Source organism: Vibrio sp. 811 (genome assembly GCF_033339195.1).
In genome coordinates, this window is record NZ_JAWOUB010000016.1 from 45031 (window position 1) to 64113 (window position 19083).

The 19083-nt window shown below is 43.3% G+C and carries 14 protein-coding genes and 1 pseudogene; 3 read left to right on the forward strand and 12 right to left on the reverse strand.

Features of this window, described 5'->3' with window-relative positions:
* Window positions 1-13: 13 nt before the first annotated feature.
* From R7Q46_RS19410 to R7Q46_RS19435, 6 genes and pseudogenes are all read right to left on the reverse strand, one after another.
* Window positions 14-787, reverse strand: coding sequence for a ParA family protein (locus tag R7Q46_RS19410; RefSeq protein WP_005383838.1), 774 nt, complete (start codon window positions 785-787; stop codon window positions 14-16).
* A 10-nt stretch (window positions 788-797) separates the two neighbouring features.
* Complete coding sequence (gene rsmG / locus R7Q46_RS19415) at window positions 798-1433, reverse strand: 16S rRNA (guanine(527)-N(7))-methyltransferase RsmG (protein WP_005378902.1); 636 nt, start codon at window positions 1431-1433, stop codon at window positions 798-800.
* Window positions 1433-3328 (reverse strand): tRNA uridine-5-carboxymethylaminomethyl(34) synthesis enzyme MnmG, encoded by a 1896-nt coding sequence (gene mnmG, locus R7Q46_RS19420; protein WP_062730794.1) that lies wholly within the window; start codon window positions 3326-3328, stop codon window positions 1433-1435. The genes rsmG and mnmG overlap by 1 nt, the downstream gene beginning before the upstream one ends.
* 475 nt (window positions 3329-3803) lie before the next feature.
* A complete protein-coding gene (gene mioC, locus R7Q46_RS19425; protein ID WP_005378900.1) occupies window positions 3804-4238 on the reverse strand; it encodes an FMN-binding protein MioC in 435 nt (144 codons plus the stop codon).
* Between the two features lie 229 nt (window positions 4239-4467).
* A pseudogene (locus R7Q46_RS19430) lies at window positions 4468-5252 on the reverse strand (hypothetical protein).
* A 203-nt stretch (window positions 5253-5455) separates the two neighbouring features.
* Window positions 5456-5839 (reverse strand): hypothetical protein, encoded by a 384-nt coding sequence (locus tag R7Q46_RS19435; protein ID WP_053308108.1) that lies wholly within the window; start codon window positions 5837-5839, stop codon window positions 5456-5458.
* Between the two features lie 93 nt (window positions 5840-5932).
* Between R7Q46_RS19435 and R7Q46_RS19440 the strand changes: the two genes are divergently transcribed.
* The gene (locus tag R7Q46_RS19440; RefSeq protein ID WP_078558403.1) at window positions 5933-6256 is read left to right on the forward strand and encodes a helix-turn-helix domain-containing protein; all 324 of its coding nucleotides are present in this window, start codon (window positions 5933-5935) and stop codon (window positions 6254-6256) included.
* Window positions 6257-6394: 138 nt separating this feature from the next.
* Here the strand turns inward: R7Q46_RS19440 and R7Q46_RS19445 are convergent, their stop codons facing one another.
* The 3 genes from R7Q46_RS19445 to mobI form a co-directional block, all read right to left on the reverse strand.
* Complete coding sequence (locus tag R7Q46_RS19445) at window positions 6395-7093, reverse strand: hypothetical protein (protein ID WP_053308109.1); 699 nt, start codon at window positions 7091-7093, stop codon at window positions 6395-6397.
* Between the two features lie 107 nt (window positions 7094-7200).
* A complete protein-coding gene (locus R7Q46_RS19450) occupies window positions 7201-7710 on the reverse strand; it encodes a hypothetical protein (protein WP_053308110.1) in 510 nt (169 codons plus the stop codon).
* Window positions 7703-8281: a conjugative transfer protein MobI(A/C) gene (gene mobI / locus R7Q46_RS19455; protein ID WP_053308111.1), complete on the reverse strand. Its 579-nt coding sequence runs from the start codon at window positions 8279-8281 to the stop codon at window positions 7703-7705. The genes R7Q46_RS19450 and mobI overlap by 8 nt, the downstream gene beginning before the upstream one ends.
* A gap of 751 nt (window positions 8282-9032) precedes the next feature.
* Here mobI and R7Q46_RS19460 point away from each other — a divergent pair.
* Window positions 9033-11243 (forward strand): DUF262 domain-containing protein, encoded by a 2211-nt coding sequence (locus R7Q46_RS19460; RefSeq protein WP_069520607.1) that lies wholly within the window; start codon window positions 9033-9035, stop codon window positions 11241-11243.
* Window positions 11244-11313: 70 nt separating this feature from the next.
* Here the strand turns inward: R7Q46_RS19460 and R7Q46_RS19465 are convergent, their stop codons facing one another.
* The 3 genes from R7Q46_RS19465 to R7Q46_RS19475 are packed head-to-tail and all read right to left on the reverse strand — an operon-like array spanning window position 11314 to window position 16541.
* The gene (locus tag R7Q46_RS19465) at window positions 11314-12213 is read right to left on the reverse strand and encodes a phosphoadenosine phosphosulfate reductase family protein (RefSeq protein WP_031850114.1); all 900 of its coding nucleotides are present in this window, start codon (window positions 12211-12213) and stop codon (window positions 11314-11316) included.
* An 18-nt stretch (window positions 12214-12231) separates the two neighbouring features.
* On the reverse strand, window positions 12232-15582 hold the full coding sequence (locus tag R7Q46_RS19470; RefSeq protein WP_053308113.1) for a hypothetical protein: 3351 nt from the start codon (window positions 15580-15582) through the stop codon (window positions 12232-12234).
* Between the two features lie 2 nt (window positions 15583-15584).
* Window positions 15585-16541, reverse strand: a complete 957-nt coding sequence (locus R7Q46_RS19475; protein ID WP_080996227.1) for a DUF4007 family protein — start codon at window positions 16539-16541, stop codon at window positions 15585-15587.
* Window positions 16542-16748: 207 nt separating this feature from the next.
* Here R7Q46_RS19475 and R7Q46_RS19480 point away from each other — a divergent pair, with 207 nt between their 5' ends.
* A complete protein-coding gene (locus R7Q46_RS19480; RefSeq protein ID WP_053308114.1) occupies window positions 16749-19082 on the forward strand; it encodes a DUF262 domain-containing protein in 2334 nt (777 codons plus the stop codon).
* The last annotated feature ends 1 nt before the right edge of the window (window position 19083 follow it).

Below are 19083 nucleotides of genomic sequence, written 5' to 3' on the forward strand. Positions count from 1 at the left end.
CCTTAGGTTAGAGTTAAACTGGGATTTCTTCGCGGCGGAGCATTTCGCCCGCTAGAGCAAGATACGCTTTGGCACCTGCGGAGTACTTATCGTAGTACATTGCAGGCTTACCGTGACTTGGTGCTTCAGCCAAACGAACATTACGCGGAATGACAGTACGGTAAACTTTATTCCCAAAGTGTTTTTTAAGTTGATCGGATACTTCATTCGATAAGCGGTTGCGTGGGTCGTACATGGTACGCAATAAACCTTCGATTTTGAGGTTTTCATTCACAACAGCCGCTAACTTGCTGATTGTATCCATAAGAGCAGTTAAACCTTCTAACGCAAAGTATTCACATTGCATCGGCACCAGCACTGAGTCAGCTGCCGCCATCGCATTGATTGTAAGAAGGTTTAGAGAAGGAGGACAATCAATAAAGATGAAATCATAGTTATCGCGAACTGACGACAATGCATTTTTTAGACGCACTTCACGAGCGAAAACTTCCATCAATTTGATTTCTGCCGCGGTTACGTCTCCGTTCGCCGCGATCAAATCATACTTCCCTGTTGTTTGGGTACAAACGACTTGATCGAACGGTGTATCTTCGACCAAAAGATCGTATGCGGTGGCGTCGACCATATACTTATCCACGCCACTGGCCATCGTAGCATTACCTTGCGGGTCGAGATCGATCACCAAAACCTTGCGCTTTGTTGCCGCCATCGAAGCCGCTAAGTTAATGCACGTTGTTGTTTTGCCGACCCCACCTTTCTGGTTGGCGATTGCTACAATTTTACCCACGATTACCTCGCTAATTTTCCTTGCGCGATAAGATTACTAGATGACGATCACCTTCCAACTCAGGAACAGCCAAAGATATGATCTCTGTCACACTGCACCATTCAGGAAGCTGATCCATTTCATCTTTAGGGTGCTGTCCTTTCAGCGCTAGAAACACCCCGTGCTCTTGTTTCGGCAAATGGTGGCACCATTCCACCATGTCTGTCATTGAAGCAAAAGCTCGACTCAAAACGCCATCAAATTTTTCTTCAGGCTGGAATTCTTCGACGCGACTTTGAATTGGTGTCACGTTTTTCAGCCCTAATGTGTGCACGACTTGCTTGATAAAACGGATGCGTTTGCCAAGACTGTCGAGCAAAAAGAAGGTTTTCTCAGGGTTCATGATTGCCAAAGGGATGCCCGGTAACCCCGGACCAGTACCAACATCAATGAAGCGCTCACCGGGCAGGTGTGCGCTTACAACGATACTATCAAGAATATGTTTCACTAACATATCAAGCGGATCACGTACCGATGTTAAATTGTACGCTTTGTTCCATTTGTCGAGCAGTTCGACATAACCAACTAACTGCTCTCGTTGCTGTTCTGACACTTCCAAATCGGTTTTCGCGATCAGTGAATCCAGCTTTGTTCGCAATGCGCTCATTATTCTTCCTCACCTTTCTTCAGCAAACCATGCTTTTTCAAGTGAACAAGTAGAATAGAAATTGCAGCAGGCGTAATACCAGAAATGCGTGATGCAATACCGATGCTCTCTGGTTTGGCCTCGCTCAGTTTAGCAACGACTTCGTTTGATAAACCTTTTACATCGCGGTAATCCAAATCAGCAGGTAACTTGGTATTTTCGTGACGCAGTGATTTTTCGATCTCTTCCTGCTGACGCTTGATGTAACCATCGTATTTCACTTGAATTTCAACTTGCTCAGCCGCTTGCTGATCTTCAAGAGCAGGAGCAAACGCTTCAAGTTGCGTCAGTTGCGCATAAGTGATCTCTGGACGACGCAGAAGATCCTCACCACTCGCTTCACGGGCCATTGGGGTTTTCAGTAGCTTGTTCAACTCATCAACACCCTCTGACTTCGGATTCATCCACGTTGCTTTCAAACGCTGACGCTCCGTTTCCATATTGTTGATTTTCTCGTTAAAGCGAGCCCAACGAACATCATCAATCAAGCCTAGCTCGCGCGCTTTTTCCGTTAAACGCAAATCGGCATTATCTTCACGAAGTAGCAGGCGGTATTCCGCACGAGAAGTGAACATGCGGTACGGCTCTTTGGTACCCATGGTCGATAAGTCATCAATCAACACGCCCATGTAAGCTTGGTCACGACGTGGGCTCCAGCCTTCTTTGTCTTGGCTAAACAAGCTTGCGTTTAGACCGGCCATCAAGCCTTGCGCTGCGGCTTCTTCGTAGCCAGTCGTACCATTAATCTGGCCAGCAAAGAACAAACCATGGATGAACTTCGTCTCGTACGTTTGCTTCAAATCACGTGGATCGAAGAAATCATATTCAATCGCATAACCTGGGCGAACGATGTGTGCATTTTCAAACCCTTTCATTGAGCGCACGATTTGTACTTGCACATCAAATGGCAAGCTGGTCGAGATACCATTAGGGTATAACTCGTGCGTGGTTAGGCCTTCTGGCTCAATGAAGATTTGGTGGCTGTTTTTGTCAGCGAAACGCATCACTTTGTCTTCTATAGACGGACAGTAACGAGGACCAATACCTTCAATCACACCTGCGTACATTGGACTGCGATCCAAGTTACTACGGATCACATCGTGAGTTTGTTCATTGGTGTGGGTGATGAAACATGGAATCTGACGCGGATGCTGTTCACGTTTGCCCATGAACGAGAATACAGGCGTTGGGTTATCACCGTGCTGAGCTTCTAGCACTGAAAAATCAACAGTACGAGCATCAATGCGCGGTGGAGTACCTGTTTTTAAACGATCCACACGGAACGGAAGTTCACGCAGTCGATCCGCTAATGCGATCGATGGTGGATCCCCGGCACGACCACCAGACGAGCTTTCCATACCTATGTGGATCTTACCACCAAGGAAGGTACCCACGGTTAGCACAACGGCTTTCGCATGGAAGCGAAGTCCCATTTGAGTTACCACACCAACTGCGCGATCTTGTTCAACAATCAGATCATCAACTGATTGCTGGAACAACGTTAAGTTAGGCGCATTTTCTAATGCATTACGAACGTACGCTTTGTACAGAGCGCGATCGGCTTGAGCTCGAGTTGCTCGTACTGCAGGACCTTTGGAGGCATTTAGTGTACGAAACTGAATACCTGCATGGTCGATGGCTTCAGCCATCAAACCGCCCATAGCATCTACTTCTTTTACTAAGTGACCTTTACCAATACCACCGATCGCCGGATTACAAGACATCTGGCCTAATGTATCGATGTTATGGGTAAGGAGAAGCGTTTTTTGTCCTGTGCGTGCAGATGCGAGCGCGGCTTCCGTTCCTGCGTGTCCGCCACCGACAACAATGACGTCAAAGTTTTCGTGATAAAGCATGAACTGACCTCAGGTATTCAAAGGGATTTAATGGACAGATAAAGGAGCCGTATTTTACCTGCTTTATGCCAGAGAGAAAAACGTTTTCTCGTTTTATCCGTTTTAAGCTTCAAGATAAATATATAAGATCTATATATATGATCTTTTATTAGATCTACTATTAAGATCGACCGTTTCTGTGGATAACCTAAAAATGATCAACAAGATCATGGATCTTCTTTGGATCATATCTTGTGATCATGATTGGATCAGATCGAGGATTACCTGGGATCAAAAGTGGTGGTTATACACAGGGGGTAAAATTGATCAAAGTTGTTATTGGGATAACTAAAGGAAAATCACTGGATCTTATTGTAGTTATCCACAGTCTGTTTGGTTGGTTTTTGAGCGGTTAAACAAAATAATTTGGTGGGAGTTATTCACATGGGAGAAAACAGAGCCGAATTTCGACTCTGTTGAAGGGAAAGTCGTGAGTTTAAAAACGTTCGATATTCTCTTTTAACCACATCTCTGCGGCGTCTTCTGGCACATCATGGCTCAGTACATCGATTTTAAAGCAATCTGCGAGAGGGGTTGCACCAATATCCTCTAATAAATCATAAGCGTGTTGACCAGCGGCACAGAACGTATCGTAGCTAGAGTCACCAATCGCAATCACCGCAAATTTTACATCAGTCATTTTTGGCGGTGTATTTTGTAATGCTGCGATAAAAGGTTGGATATTATCAGGATACTCACCAGCTCCATGTGTAGAGGTGATCACCAACCACGTACCTTGATTTTCGATATCACTGAGGGAAGGCTGGTTGTGGATCGTTGTTTCAAATCCATTCTCGTTGAGTAGATCACTCAGGTGATCCCCTACGTATTCTGCGCCACCTAACGTGCTGCCTGTAATAATGTGGATCATACTTCTTCCTTATTGAATGCGACGGCTAAAGCTCATGGATGGCTTGCCGTACAAAAAGAAACGCGGTGTGAGTTAAGCTCAGCACCGCGCGTTCGATTATTTACTTCCCGATACAGAAAGTGAAGTTTCCCATAATAGCTGGCCTCGTGCGACGTCTTGGGGACCGATTGGGGACCAAATTGCAATTTATGGTCAAATTCTTACTTCCCAAGATGACTTCCATCATAGATCAGGATGGGAAAAGTGGGAATGGTGGGAAACCGGATCTGCTTTCACCTTCTTTCTCCTCAGCAACGATAAACAAGAGTGGTTTTCCTCTCTCTAGCAGGTAAGGTGCGGTGATCGTCTGTTTACCAAAGTGAATGTTCCCTTTTGCTATATAGATGAAGATCCAATCGGGTAACTTACTACTGATAGCAGCGTAAAGTGCATCAGAAGGGATGTCACTATTCTTGCCTGGCGAAATTCTAAATCTCTGATAGTAGACGTGATGGTTGGATTCAAATGCAAAACTTTCCTGTCCATCGTTGATGAAAGATGGTGACATCGTTCTTCTCGGTTCGAAAACTTCTGCGGTGATATAGCATAGGTCCTGGTTTGTCATACCAGCTTGGTATTTTGGACATTGGTAGTCTGCACTATGGAAGTAGAACTCTACCTTTTGTTCTGAATTGCCATTAGTACGCTCATAGTGAATAGATTGTTCTTGAAGCACGGTTTCGATGGCTTCGTTGAAATGGTAGAGCAACTTTTGCTGTGCGTCTCGAGCGGATGTCGTTTCTTGTATAGGCATCCAAGCAACAATGTATTTCCTGCGGCAGCTTTCGCTAGCTTAAATGCTTCAAAGTCTCTCATTGGAATGACTTTGTCTTCTGTTTGGTAGAGCCCACCTGCATGAGCAATGTTATGAGCACGGCTGTGGCTGTTGTCATATTGGATAGGAGTTGATGTAGAGGCACATCCAGTGAGCAAAATTAGTAACGATAGCTGAGTGAACCTAGCCTTCGGTTTCATGAGAGATTTCCTTTTCAAAACAATTTGATTTTGCAGTTATTTATCGGTTGATCACCAAGTTGACTCATTGTGGATAAGCAGGAGATATCTTTTGATCATTAAACTCATCAGTTATTGATCGGGGGCTTTTGCTATGGATCGTGGATCATTTTGTATTTACGATCCTTTCCTGTAGGGGCGAGTGTGATCATCACCTACCCATATCAATCAATCTTCCAGCCATAAGCTTCACCTGTCATGTCAAAGTGCCTGTTCTTCATCAACAAACCAGTGCTTGGGTTGATGCGTCGAGGCGCTCGCTTAACGCAAGACGAGTCATTGAGCGGAATGTTCTGTTGGTGCAAATGCCAGACATGAATGAAGAAATAGGTGAGGGCGGCGGCAGTGGCGAATAGCCAGTTTATATAGAAGAGTACAAACCAAAATAACAACGCGATGTACTTATTTTTGTGGATAACATCCAGTGGCTTATGTAGCCAAATAACGCTTGGGAAGGCCATCAACACCACTCCCCAGCTTTGATATGCAGTCACTAACGCACCAAGACAAAAAACGCAAAAGAGTGCGAACTTTTTTAGTGTTTTCATCTTAGTCTCCATTTTGTACTTAGTTTTCCTAAGTATACAGGTATAATTAAAACTTAGAAAATCTAAGCATCGTAGGTTGATGATGATTCTCACTTGTCTAAAACAAATCCATTTCCACAGCGCCTTAAACAGGCAAGAAATCGCGTTGGTATCAGCCAGAGGGAGCTTGGTATCCGTTTGGGTATGGACCCAAGTTCAGCGAGTGGCCGTATGAATCATTATGAAAAAGGGCGTCATATGCCCGATATCGGTACGCTACAAAAGCTTGCTCAGGAGCTTGGTGTGCCTGTTGCGTTTTTCTTTTCAGATTCCGACAGCTCAGCAGAACTGGCATGTTTGATTGAAAAGCTCAGTGAAACTAAAAAGCAGGCGCTTATTGAGCAGATCAGGCAGGAGCTCGATAACATCGACCAGTAATAAAGCTATCGCTGTCGTCCTGAATACCAAAATATCCCACCGACTGCGGCTATTGTCAGTAATAAACCACCCAGCCAAATCCAAAGTTCCATATTTACCTCCTGCAAGTATCTTCTATCTCTATTTAGCTTAGCTTTCCTAAGCATGAATTTCATCGAAAGCATGCGTTACCTGAGAAAAAACCGTCACAACCAACTTGTGTTCTGCTAAGGATGCAATTTGAAAGTAAATATTGCCTGTAGGGTTGGCCCAAATCTCATGTTGCTCGCTTCCGTAACGGAGTAGCTTTTGAAAACGTGTTCTTGATGACAAAGCTAGTCTTTCTAGATTTGGATGGGAGAGTTGCTTCTGTAAGCTATGCCACGGATTGCGAATATCACCTTGCCTGTGTCTTTGTTGGTAGCGTTGCATTGCATGGTTACTGATGGCGATGGTGCCAAGTTTTGCAACCTCAAACGTAGGATAGGGTGAAGCATAAGGCGTAATAATGTCTTTTGTTTCTGGATGAGTGATATCAACAATCTCGTCAGAATAAAGTTTGATACCGGATAGACGGTTGGACAGAAACAGTGCGGCTGCTTTGAGAGCTTCATTCTTGGCCGCTAAAATGGTTTCTTTGGTTAGGCTGAGTGCGAGACCTTTACCGCTGTTTGGTAAGCGCCCGAGTACCTGTTTGTCGAGAATTAAGAACCTAGCCGCCGTTAACTCTGCTACAGCGCACCGGAACTCACTTTGAGCAATTTGAACCGTAACGATACCGTGATTGTTCAACCCTGTGAACCAAGCGACCTCGATGCTTTCAGCATTGATTTTTTCAACCTGAACTTTCAATCTCATCACTGCATTTTCTCCTCACTTTACTACCAGCGTATCATCGATTTTGAAAATGCAAACTGTGGCTAGAAGCTTCATTTTACGGCATGAAGCTTCCTGATTGGATAGAGCTAAATGTGCAGTTTTTTTATCGCTCGCATCGTTTTTTTCACCTGGCTAGACAGCTCTCTTATTGGCTTCACACGCTGTTCCAGTCGGTTGATCTGGTCTAGCAAATGAAGATACAGCGGGATCTCCCAGGACATTGCGTTTGAAAAACGTCTCAATACCCCTTCGGATACTTCTTTTTCTTCAAGCTCTTCGTCTGGAAAGCGATGAAGAATGAGGCGATACCATGTGATCTCTGGTAAGCCTTTTGATTTTTTGACTTTGAATCTGTAGCGCATTGGATATTTCACTTTGTACTCAACTGTCAGAGCTTTGCACAGATTTTCCAATCGTGCTTCAAGGTCTTTGGCCGCAAACATTAGTATCTTCGATTCATCGGCGACAAACAGAGGTAAATCTTTGATTAATTCTGGCAACGGAGATTGTTCTGGCAGTGCAATATCAAAATCTGATAGATCTAGCTCTCCGCAATAGTCGGTAATACCGACGTTTGGTATGGTTTTCTTAGCCATTTTGCTTCTCCATTTTTTGAAAGTGTTCACTAAGTTTGTGAAGTCGTTTTGTACAGATTTGCGCTTTTTGTTTGATTGTGAGGATTTCATGCCGCACTTCGCGGATCAGTGCGAAGGCATCCTCTGTGTACTCAATAAGATCGGATTCCCATTCAGCGTTGGCTTTTGAAAAGCGCCCCGGTGGGTAACGAAAGCCTTTACCTTTGGATAAATGCTTTGAGCGAACACGCTGTTCTTTGTTGTGTCGCTGTGTCATTTGATTGGTACTGATATACCAGTTGTAGTACCAAGCCGCTTCAAAGCGATGATTGCGAACCCGAACACGGCAGCCGTAGCGGCCAGGTGAGGTGTCCTTATGGGCTCGATGGATTCGCCAAAATTGGTTCGCGTAGCAACTGGCTAAAAACTCAAGCAAATAGGGCTCCTGCATTGCAAAGTTCTCGATATCGGCAAGGGCTTTTAGTGATTGGGAAAGCGCGAGTTCAAAGCATTCTGGTTCATTTTCGGGGTGTCGCTGCTGGGCTCGTTGATGCCATTGATAGGCGGCGGAATGTTCATTTAATACAGTCATAGTGGCTCCTTGTTTGTTTTGCTCAAGGTAGCGCAAACGTACTGTTACTTACGCATCTGTAATTGCCCTTTTGGGGTGCGTAATTTTCCTCGTGTCCCACCGCTGATTGGCAAGCATGGCAGCGATTCCTCTCCTGGGACCTATCCTTGTGCTTTCCAGATATCTATCTTTGTGGGATGTTGCTACGGATTATTTTCGTTGCTTTATTGTTTTGGCGGGGATGTAGGGAGTTGTACTCCAATCATTGTGGGACCTGAGCGTCGATTATTTCTTTTGATGGGATTGTGACGGTAAATTTCTAGATTATTGTGGGATTTGATCAGTTTGAAGCGCTTGAGGGCTGATGAACTTTCACATGTGAAAGCCCATGATGCAGCACGTGGTTGGCTGTGAGCAAGAGCGCTTTTGGGTTGTTTTTCGGTTGGTGGGTTTGATACTAGCACTGGAACTTGAATCCAAAAGCCATCGAAATAATGCCTTGTGATGAACTATCCAGAATTTCCGGATAGTTCACTTGCTTGTGAAAAAGGAGAATGCATTGGTAATGCAGCACCTTAAAGAGCTTCGAGTTTCTACTACTCTCAGTTCATTTTTGATATTTATCCTTAATTTTGTGTGAGCGAGTAATTAGATTAATGTTAGAAGTGTTTGTATTGGCTAGTTTTTTGTATTAACAATGGAAAGTGAATGGTTTATATGATAGAAAATAACCGCATAAAATATTGACTAAAAATAAATTTTAAGGTTGGTTATGGAACGCTCTCTCAGTGACACGTTTAAGAAAATTAACGATCAAACTTTGTTATTGCCTGACTTCCAGCGGGATTACAAATGGGGAACAGCAAAACAACAAAGCTTACTTGCATCTATTCTGCTTAAGTTCCCGGTTGGTAGTTCCTTGATTTTAGAAGGGCAGTCAAACGATTTTGCTTTGCGTAAAATTGGGGAAACGGTTCAACACACTTTAGCTAGTGCAGACCCTTGCGAGTATTTGCTCGATGGCCAGCAGAGAACAACTACACTGTATAATGCATTTAATGATGTGTTTGACTTCTCTCAGTTCTCCGACCAAGCCGAACTGTCTGAATTCATTTCGAGAAAAGCTAATCCTATGAAAGTGCGTTGGTTTATTCGCGTGCCGGTTGTTGGTAAGGCGAATGAAAACGTTACGGATGTTTTCAATGCCACTAAGGTAGTGTTTGATAAAGACGGTCTTGATCACTTCGAGCCTAATGATATCGTCGATATTTTTAACTGTGAAACGTTCAATGAGCGCAACAGTAAAGGCGTGTCTAAGTGGTTTTCTCCATACAACCAAATCAAAGCCATCGAGACGGGTAAGACTAAACCACAGGTCATCACTCAATTTGTCAACGACTGTGTTGAATATGGCATGATTCCTCTGTTTATGATCGGTACTAAGTCGATCGTAGTGAACCGCATTTTAGAGGGGATTGCTGAAATCAACATGCAAGCAATTCGTGACAAATACGAAGACGATTTTGCATTCATTAAAGAACATTACGATACGGCACAGCTTTTTGATGGTATTGATTCCATCGAAGAGTGTGAAGAAAATGGCATTGTCTACTCAGAAGAAATCGAAAAAATCTTCATCACTTGCAAAAGTGAGTGGAAGAATAACGTTTCTAACTACTTAATTCGTGATATTTTTGATGACTATAAACTCAATAGTCTGGTGACCAACGATATTCGCCGAGCTATTCCTATTTTCTGTCATTTGAACGATGGTGGTATGAAGCTTGATGACTTTGATTTGGTATCAGCTAAAGTTGCAAAGAGCGTTGCTGGGGATACGTCGACATACTCACTCAGCTCTATCATTCGTTCCATGTTTATTAAACCGGTTACCCTTTGTTCTTCGCTTCAGCACGCGAGTGGTGCATCAGGTGGTCTGTATCTCAATGAGCTTGACAGTTTGTCTGATGGCTTACCTTCTGGTTACCTTTCTAAGGCGATTCTCGCTATCTGCACTGCATTAGCTCGTCGTGAAATTGAGCTTGAAGCGGGCAACGATTTTGAAGTGAAGAAAAAAGATACCAGTTCAAAAACGTTGCTGAGTCTAGATACTGAAATTATCCGCAAGTATATTGAAACCGCGACTTTGGCCGTACAGCGCGCATATTCGTTCCTATTGATTCGCTGCGGTGTTTATAACTCCAACAAGTTGCACTACAAGCTAATGATTCAGCCTATCGCTTTCATCTTCGCGGAAGATCGCTTTTGGAATGATGCTGCGGTGCATAAAAAAGTCGAGTTCTGGTATTGGACGAGTGCGTTCTCTGGTCGTTACCTTTACGATCAAAGTGCAGTGGTGATTGATGATATTAATCAGCTGTACAACTGGGTTGCTAACGGAGAGGGACAGGTAATCTTGGATCGAGAAGCGCAGATTTTCCAAGATGACAAGTTTGCGTCTAAAGAACTATTGATGCAGCGTTTAAATGAGTATCCGAAAGAAGGTATTCATAATTTGATTTTGCAATACGTTTTGAGTGTGTCGCCTAGTTATGACTTACATGCAACAGAAACTAAACCACTCAATGCATTCAGAAAGAACGAGCAGGGTGACGTTGTGTTGTGGCCAGCGAATGCGTCAGATGGTTTGAATGACCACCATATTATCCCGCTGGGCTCAGTAAAAGGACTGGGGCAAAAAACCGAGGATATCCGTCAAGATCCTAATCACATTTTAAATAGCCCGTTAAACCGAGTACTGATTTCTGGTGCGGCGAATAATGTGATTAGCTCAATGGACCCCTCGCGTTATTTTGCTGATATTCCACAAAACAATATTGTGATGGATTCGCTTCTGATTGGTGGTTCGTTTAAACGTATCTCTACTGGTTCGGCTATTGAGGATATTGAAGCTGCCTTGTCTGAACGTTTTGACGCATTGGAAAGCTCCTTGAAGGCGCGTTTGTTAAGCTTACGAGTCTAAGCTTAACCTACTACCATAATGTCGAAGGCGCTTTGTGTTTTACAAAGCGCTTTTTTGTTGCAGCTTTCACTTATTTGTAGCAAGTGATACAGGCACCACCGCCCTCTTCAAGGTCATACATCGCGTCCATGTCTAGCGTGTCGATGAGCATACTTTCATCGACCATAGCATGCATACCTAAGCGGCGCTTTCTTTCACGTTGCTTTTTCTTTTCGAACCGAGCCTTTACTTTCTCGTGGTTTTCTTTGATTTGCTTGATACGCTCAGGATCTTCGAGTGTTTCTAATGGTTCATTAGGGCCCATCCAGAAGAAGGTTTCACCATTGGCACTGGTTTCTGCTCTTTTCTCGTAAGCCTTTGCTTCCTCAAAGGCTTCAGGGTGCTCTTCACGCAGGCGAACCCATTCAATCTTGCGTTGGAAGAAGCAGAACGTACAGCCTGAACGAGAGCGCCAGTCGTAGTACTTAGGCAAACCTAGCCCAGCACTATCGAGGATGTCTAGGACTCCCTGTTTTTTGATGCCGTCTTCTGCAAATGGCATTTTAATAGTGAGGTATTTTTGATTTTCATTAGGGCGGTAACCGTCTCGCCAAGGTTCATCTGCGCGAATACCGACATAAGAGATGACTTCATAACCATCATTAAGAAAAGGTCGAATCCATTTTTCAAAGGGTTCGAGCTTCATGCGGATCGTACACCACCGTTGTTGACCAGCTGGTAGAAAATTATTGTGTTGCTCTAACCAATAATCGAAACCTTTCTTGTCATTGATGTGCAAAATTGGCTTACCCAGTACAATTTCAAGTTGTTCTAGGTATTCATACACTTCGGGTAGTTCTTTGCCTGTATCAGTAAAAAAATACTCGATATCGAGTTCAGGATAGTTTCTAGCCATGTACACTGCGAGAGCAGCACTGTCCTTGCCTCCTGACAAGCCAAGGACATGTTTCACCTTGCGTTGATCACTCATGAATAATACCTACGTGCGTTAACTTTGCGCTTCGAGCGATTTTCTTAGTAGTTGTTGTAATAGATTGATTTTATGGAAATCATCGAGTTCTGAGAGCTGGTGTTCGATCGTGCTCATGGTATTTTTCAACTCTTCTGTTTCTATTGCCCTGATTTCTCGTTTAAACGATGTCAGTTTGCCATCATCCCCTTCTAAAACGAGGGAGACCAGTTTTGTTTTACCTGACTGGGCGGCCGCATCGCCGCCATTACGTTGGGACTTAACTACACTCAAAAAATCTTGGGCATAATCACTGATTTTGTTTGATGCAGTCTGAAGGATGCCTTCGTTCCAGTTTTGTTTTCCGCGTCCGATGACAATCTGAATCATGCTTTCCAGCCATTGTAATAATCCAGTGTCACTTTTCGCGAGTTCGCGTGCGAATGCCTTTAAACGTAAGTCGCCGGAGTTTTGCTCGACGTACTGGCACATATCAGCAAGCTCTTCACCGCTTTCTGGGAAAATGGTTTTCACCTTGGTTTTAATGGCAGCAAGCATCTGCTCGTGCTTCTGTCTTAACGTTTTAAAGCAGTCTTCTAACAGATCTATTTGACTCGTAAACTCATCAGCGCCAAAGGCAATTAGTTCTTTACGCAAGTCTTTGATGAGTAGTGTATGAGGGTCATTTGCCTGTAAAAATAGATCCCGGATCCTCAAGTAGGTTTTGTTGCGCTCATCGTTGTCTGGGACAATATGGTGAGCGTTTTTTACCCAGTGCGGAAGGTTGTGCATAGTCGTTACTAAAGGCTTCGCGACAGAAAGGATGTTATTGGATACATCACGGTTTGTTTCAGACGCCGCGAAAATTGCGAGATGCTGCAACCATTCTTTCTCATCCTTCGCCAATACGATGTATTTGACGGCGAGATCGCCCGGGTTCTTAATCAGTTTATGGACATAGTCACTATCTGGTTCTGCAATAAAGGCAAATTCACCAGACATATCTTTCTCGTAAAAGGCGATTTGTTCACCCATCGATTTCAAGAACGCTAGCAAAAAGATCGGGATGACACCCTTTGTTAAACCAAAAGGCGCATTTGCCCAAAGCTCCGCGATTTCAGATAAATCGACCTCGTTGCCCTTGCGATCTTTTAGGCGTTTTTCCGCAGCGGCGAACACAGCATTTAAATTTTTGTCTAGGTGATCTCTAAACCAATGCTGCCCCTTTTCCCCTTCAGCTGAGTGAATGTTAGTATTTTTTAAGCAGCTGATATACATGGATTTCTCTGGTGGGAACCCCTCAATGCCTAAATCCTCTCGATCTTCTTCGTCAAGCATCGCTTCAAGCAGTTTTTTCAAAGCGGAAACCGCCGTACCAGAGAGTTTGTTACGGTTAACCAGCTCGTTAAGAATTCTCGGGGTTTTATGGAATATTCTGTCAGCGGCAAATGTGGCGATTTCACTCATCGTTTCCTTACCGTAGATCTCGCCATTGTGTATCCATCGCGCGTTATTGAAGGCGGTAGTCAATGCCGCATCTAAAGCCGACTGAGCGTTAAACAAGCGTGCTCTATGTTCTTCTCGAGCAACCTTGTCGTGCGTCAGCGCTGCACCAGTGCTCTTGTCACTTTTGATGAGCTCCAGGACGTACTTTTCATTGGCTAAATTTATTATTTCATTCGCGTTAGGTGCACATGCGATCATTAATGATTTATCATTGCGTGTCAGTTCAAGTAGACGATCTTCTGGCTCTTCTTTGAGCAATAACAAGAAGTTCGCAAACTCGCCACTTCGAGATCCAATAAGGGTCGGCATATCGATATAATTGAGTTGCATCGCTACGGTTTGAGCCGCCCATCTCAATGTACCAAATTCGTGATAGTGGCCTTTTGCAATTACTTGGGAACTAAAGTTAATGCGCTCAACAGCTTCGTGGCTGTTATGCAGTTGTTCTATTTTCTCTTCCACTAAGCCTGCAATATCGAGATCTGAACCTTCAAACACGACCCAAGATGATAAGTGCTTTCTAAAGACGATGCATGAGGCTTCTTTGAGCTGTTGTAAGCATTCTTTTAGCTGCTTTTTATCGATGATCTCTGTTGCTGTAAGGAGTACGCTCTCCGTTGCCGTGAGGTTGGCAGATTTACCAAACAGAGTAATTAAAGATATCGCTTTAAGTAATGCAATGCATCGTGGAGAAAAATCTTGTTTGAAAGCTTTTCTTAGCGCGTCCGCCGCGGTTGCCCACCCATGTCCATCGGGTGAACCCAATATGGCGTGTTCCATGTTAGCTTCAAGATAATCCCATAGATTGCTAAGATCGTATCGAGCGTTTTGGTCACTTGTTTGTTGTAAAAAAAGTTGAAAGCTGAATTGCTCGTGCGAATTCAAGAAGCCGAATGTACTGCGTTCGTTTTGACTAAAGCGCCTCTTAGCTATAGGCCCTAGTAACAATGCCGTTAATGGGTGAAGTGGGACACATTGCTCTAGGCGCGTGAGTAGTAACTCTTTACGCTGCTGTTTGTCTTCAAGTGCTGAGAGTACGCGTTGGACGAGCTCATCACCACTACGGTGTGGTGACGTTGTTTTGATCGAGTTACTGATCAGCGCGACCGTTTCATCGGTCGATACATTGTACAGAATATCGCTGAAGCGGCCTTGAATTTTGGCCCATTCATCCTGTAGCTTAGTACCGCGCTCTTTTGCATACTCACTGAATGCTTGATGTAGCAAGCCTAAGAAAATGACCGGAGTATCAATGCGAGAGAGCTCTTCAGCAATGTCTTGAAATAAGTGTAAATCACCACCGTTTCGGTTGATAAACTCTAAGCTTTTCCCCATCTCATCGGCAATGATCAGTACGCCATCAACATGAGGCGCGACATCATCAAAGAGGGCTTTCCAAGAGCTAATCAGTTCACTATCACTCTCAACACTGGCTTTACGGTACTTGTTTAGCACCTTTGCGTTGTGTGTATTAGGGTGCTCCTCAAGCGCTCTCAGTGTTGCATTCCAAAAAGATTCGACAGGGCCACTGACGCCGCCGACTGCACGTATTTGTAACCACCCTTTTTGGTATGGTGCGCTCTCTTCTAATAGCGATTTTGACTCTGCATTTATGGTGTTGATAGCAGCACTTCGGATATCCGAGTCAGAATGCAATAGACCAGCCATGAGCAGCGCCACCGTTGATTTACCTGAACCGTAAGCGCCTGTTAATGTGTAAGCGCTTTGTCCGGTTTGGCCGTATTGGCGAAAGAGCGTCTCTAAGGAAGCTTGTGCTGTTCCGTGGTAAACCAAGCCAGGAAAGAAATCGGCGCTCAAGTCACTATCGATACGGGTAGAACGTTGGTGGCGTGTAGCGATAGAGTATTGTTTACTGAGAGTCACGCTTATTTTTCCTCTGATTGGTAGTAGTGTTTAAGGTACTGGCTTGGGTCTATGTTATCGATGCTGTTAAAAGAGTGCTGCACTTGTCTTAAGCCTTGAGTATCGGTCCAAGCAATTTTGCCGTCAGTGAGTGTTTCTACTTGATCCAGTTTATCACTCAGCCCTGCGGAAGATAGACGGAATACCCGGCCTGGGGATCCTACGTCATTTAACAATGCGTCAAAAGATAAGGTGTTGACCTTGCTACCCTTATGTTTTTTCTGCATGTAATCAATCAGTGCAAAGGTAAAAATTTCGACGGGCAAAGATGGACGTCGATTAAGCTCCGCAATGTAGCTTTTAGCGTCTTCTTGTTTTAATAGACCGAGTTCCGTAAACGGAGAGGCAAAGCTGTCTTCGTTGACTTTGTTGGCCTGCAACGATTTGTGTGCATACATTTGTAAAAGACAATCAATGTCTTTATTCAGTGTTGCTTCTGTGAGTTCTTTTTCGTGATTCGCCAGTGCGTCTTTGATTTCAGTCGCTAAGGAGTCTTTCTTTACTTTTATTCCATTGAAATAATTAAATAAAAATCTAGAAGCGTTAAGCTCAGCTTTAGTAGGTTCAATCGATTGTAGCAACCAATGCAGGAGCCAAGTTGTGCCTATTTTATCGAGGTATTCATCATACGCGGTATGACCGTTTTTGTCCGTAAACAGCTGCTCTGCAAGCGGTGTCAGTTGAAAAATCTGTTCTTTGCTATCGATACAAACCACCAAGTTCAGCGCACGGATCCAGTGTCGAACAGACAGCACCATATTTTTCCCCATGCCCATCGATTGCATCTGTTGTTCGATGTTCGACTTACTAGAAAGGGATTCACCTTTTACAACTTCTTGAATAATCTTGTAAATCCACCCGTAACGGATAGGGAAAGTTTGATGTCCGGAGAATTTCAGTGTCGTAGATTCGATGTTCAATGTACTTACCTTGCTGCTGAATTGGAGATTTTATCCAAGCGGAGAAATTATTGTATCAGAAGGTTATAGTATCGAATAGATATAATACGTGATCTTTATATGCAACCGAATGGTAAGTGTACAATACTAGAACCATAGAATTTACTTAGTTTTAGTGCTATAAGTAGCATATTTGTTCAGTATATCAGTTACCTAGGAAAAGCATCTATGCAAAAGTCTCTAGACATTTTTAAAGCAGAGCCTCAATCAGTTTTTGATGTCATCTGTGAACGCAAAAATACGGGCTTTTATATGCCTGCTTATCAGAGACCATACTCATGGGAAGAGAGCCACATTAGAGATTTGTTTTCTGATTGTGAGAATGTATTTAGAAACCTTCTAGAGTCGCCTGATGCGATTATTTTCCTTGGGTCTATCTTGAGTGTGGACGATAGTTCTGCTCTGACTATTTATCCCTTAGTCAAAAGGGATAAACCTACTCACATCAAACTTATCATTGATGGTCAACAGCGCCTTTCTACTCTGATTCTTATTATTCTTTGTCTGAATGAAAGATTGAGAATGCTTTTACCGAGTTTGAAGAAAGCGATACATTTGGAACAAGATGAAGAAATCAAAGATGTTCTCGATGAATTACGGCAGGTAGTCTCTCAGCTGGAAATTGATACCTCAAATACGGTTGTAGAGACGACAGCGGAACACGAAGTATATAAATACCTTCCTAAAATTATTCGTTCACAGGTCGATTGTTGGGGCCGAAGTGAGAAGAAGGCTCAATATGAGAGCCCTATATCTGAATTATTGTCAGCTTATCAGCGTCATATCGTTGAACAACGCGATAGCTCGGTGTTTGAGCCTTTAAACCTGTCATTGATGAGTACCTCTGCTAAACGTGTAGTGAAAAACGTCGAGGAGATAAGAAAGCAGCTTGACTGCGTACAAAAGGGCTTTCAATTTAAGTCTCCAGAGGGCGAAACAGAAGAGAAAATCAACATCAGCGAGTTGGTCGATATTGAAACGTTAGATATATGTTTAGACTTTCCTATTGATAAGGATTTAGCAAGGGCATCTGATTCGCACGCTAAAGTCGCAGAAGTTATTTACATAGCTGCGTTTGCAAAGTTTTTGCTTCACCGCGTTTGCCTTACTTATGTTGAAGTTAATAATGAATCTTATGCATTCGATATGTTTGAGGCTTTGAATACAACAGGGGAACCTCTTACTGCTATTGAAACGTTTGTTCCTAAGGTAATTGAACACATCGGAGCCCAGCGAAAAAATGGGACACCCGAAGAAGAAATTGAAGCGTCAATGGATATTCTCAACTCCATCACGGAGCGCTTTGAAGGCATCATCAAAAGTAAAGAAAAAAACCTTAAAACTAAAGCTCTGATACTTGCCTTTGTTCGCGCATATCAAGGAAAAGTAAAAGTTACGAGCTTAAGAGATCAACGTGATGCAATGCTGAAAAGCTATGAAAACTGTCATTTTAAAGACGAGTATTTAACCCAACTTGCAACAACTGCTGATTTCCTATTCGATCATTGGCAGGCTGCGGTACCTAGTGTCGGAAATCTAGTAGAGTCTAACGAGCAGGATATTTCAAATCTATGTTTACGTTACCTCGTAGATATGAAACATGACATTGTTCAAAGCCTATTGGTACAATTTATATTAGCTGATGAAAAGTTTGGAGTAACCGGTACAGAGTATTCCGACTTTGCAAAAGTGCTTAAGGCTGTAACTGCATTTAGCGTACTTTGGCGTGCGATGAGTGGTGGAGCTGATGGAATTGATGCTGTTTATAAAAAGTTACATGAACGCGGTGTGAGTCTAGACCAAAAAGGGTATCAATTGGGTAGCGGGCCTCTGACGTCTGATCGATTTAATGCCGATATTATTAAGCGTTTTTTTCGGGAAGAGCTAGAAGCAAAGATCAGTTCAAAAGGCTCTCCGAAAGAGGATGTTGATGAAAAGTGGCTTGATATCTGTTCTAAACAACAGATTCTAACCAAGCCGAAGAGTATTAAAATGTTGCTCTTAGCTGGTATGCATGGCATCGAGCTTAACGGTATCCATCATGAGATTTCAAATAAACCGAGTACTGACTTTCTGACCACTATAATGTGGGAGCTACTTTCTGGTAAAGACGCTATTAAGAAGGTATTTAACGGTGGTTCTACTGAAGGGTGGGGTGATGATGAAATTGCTAACCCAGAAGAGTACAACAAGATCGGTAACGTATTAATTGATGCTCGCAATGGGGTTTCCAGCACGAATCCACCGTCTTGGTACAATCTCAAACAACATCTACTCCAATCTTTATCCAATGATTCGATCGACAATATTGATGATATCTTATTGGCAGAGAGCCAAATTTCTAATGAATCTAAGCGTAATGCTTCAATATTAATGCTAGAAAAAAAATTTGCAGATATTACGTTTGCGGATGAATGGACGAAGCAACATATTGATGAACGAGGTGTATTACTGCTGACTAACGCATGGCGAAATCTTACTCAATGGCTTGATTGGGAGTAAT

Bases quoted from the DNA above. Each gene is read 5' to 3' on its own strand.
- R7Q46_RS19460 (WP_069520607.1), top strand. From the start codon at position 9,033: ATGGAACGCTCTCTCAGTGACACGTTTAAGAAAATTAACGATCAAACT.
- R7Q46_RS19445 (WP_053308109.1), bottom strand. From the start codon at position 7,093: ATGAGATTGAAAGTTCAGGTTGAAAAAATCAATGCTGAAAGCATCGAG.
- R7Q46_RS19435 (WP_053308108.1), bottom strand. From the start codon at position 5,839: ATGAAAACACTAAAAAAGTTCGCACTCTTTTGCGTTTTTTGTCTTGGT.
- R7Q46_RS19450 (WP_053308110.1), bottom strand. From the start codon at position 7,710: ATGGCTAAGAAAACCATACCAAACGTCGGTATTACCGACTATTGCGGA.
- mobI (WP_053308111.1), bottom strand. From the start codon at position 8,281: ATGACTGTATTAAATGAACATTCCGCCGCCTATCAATGGCATCAACGA.
- mioC (WP_005378900.1), bottom strand. From the start codon at position 4,238: ATGATCCACATTATTACAGGCAGCACGTTAGGTGGCGCAGAATACGTA.
- R7Q46_RS19465 (WP_031850114.1), bottom strand. From the start codon at position 12,213: ATGAGTGATCAACGCAAGGTGAAACATGTCCTTGGCTTGTCAGGAGGC.
- mnmG (WP_062730794.1), bottom strand. From the start codon at position 3,328: ATGCTTTATCACGAAAACTTTGACGTCATTGTTGTCGGTGGCGGACAC.
- rsmG (WP_005378902.1), bottom strand. From the start codon at position 1,433: ATGAGCGCATTGCGAACAAAGCTGGATTCACTGATCGCGAAAACCGAT.
- R7Q46_RS19480 (WP_053308114.1), top strand. From the start codon at position 16,749: ATGCAAAAGTCTCTAGACATTTTTAAAGCAGAGCCTCAATCAGTTTTT.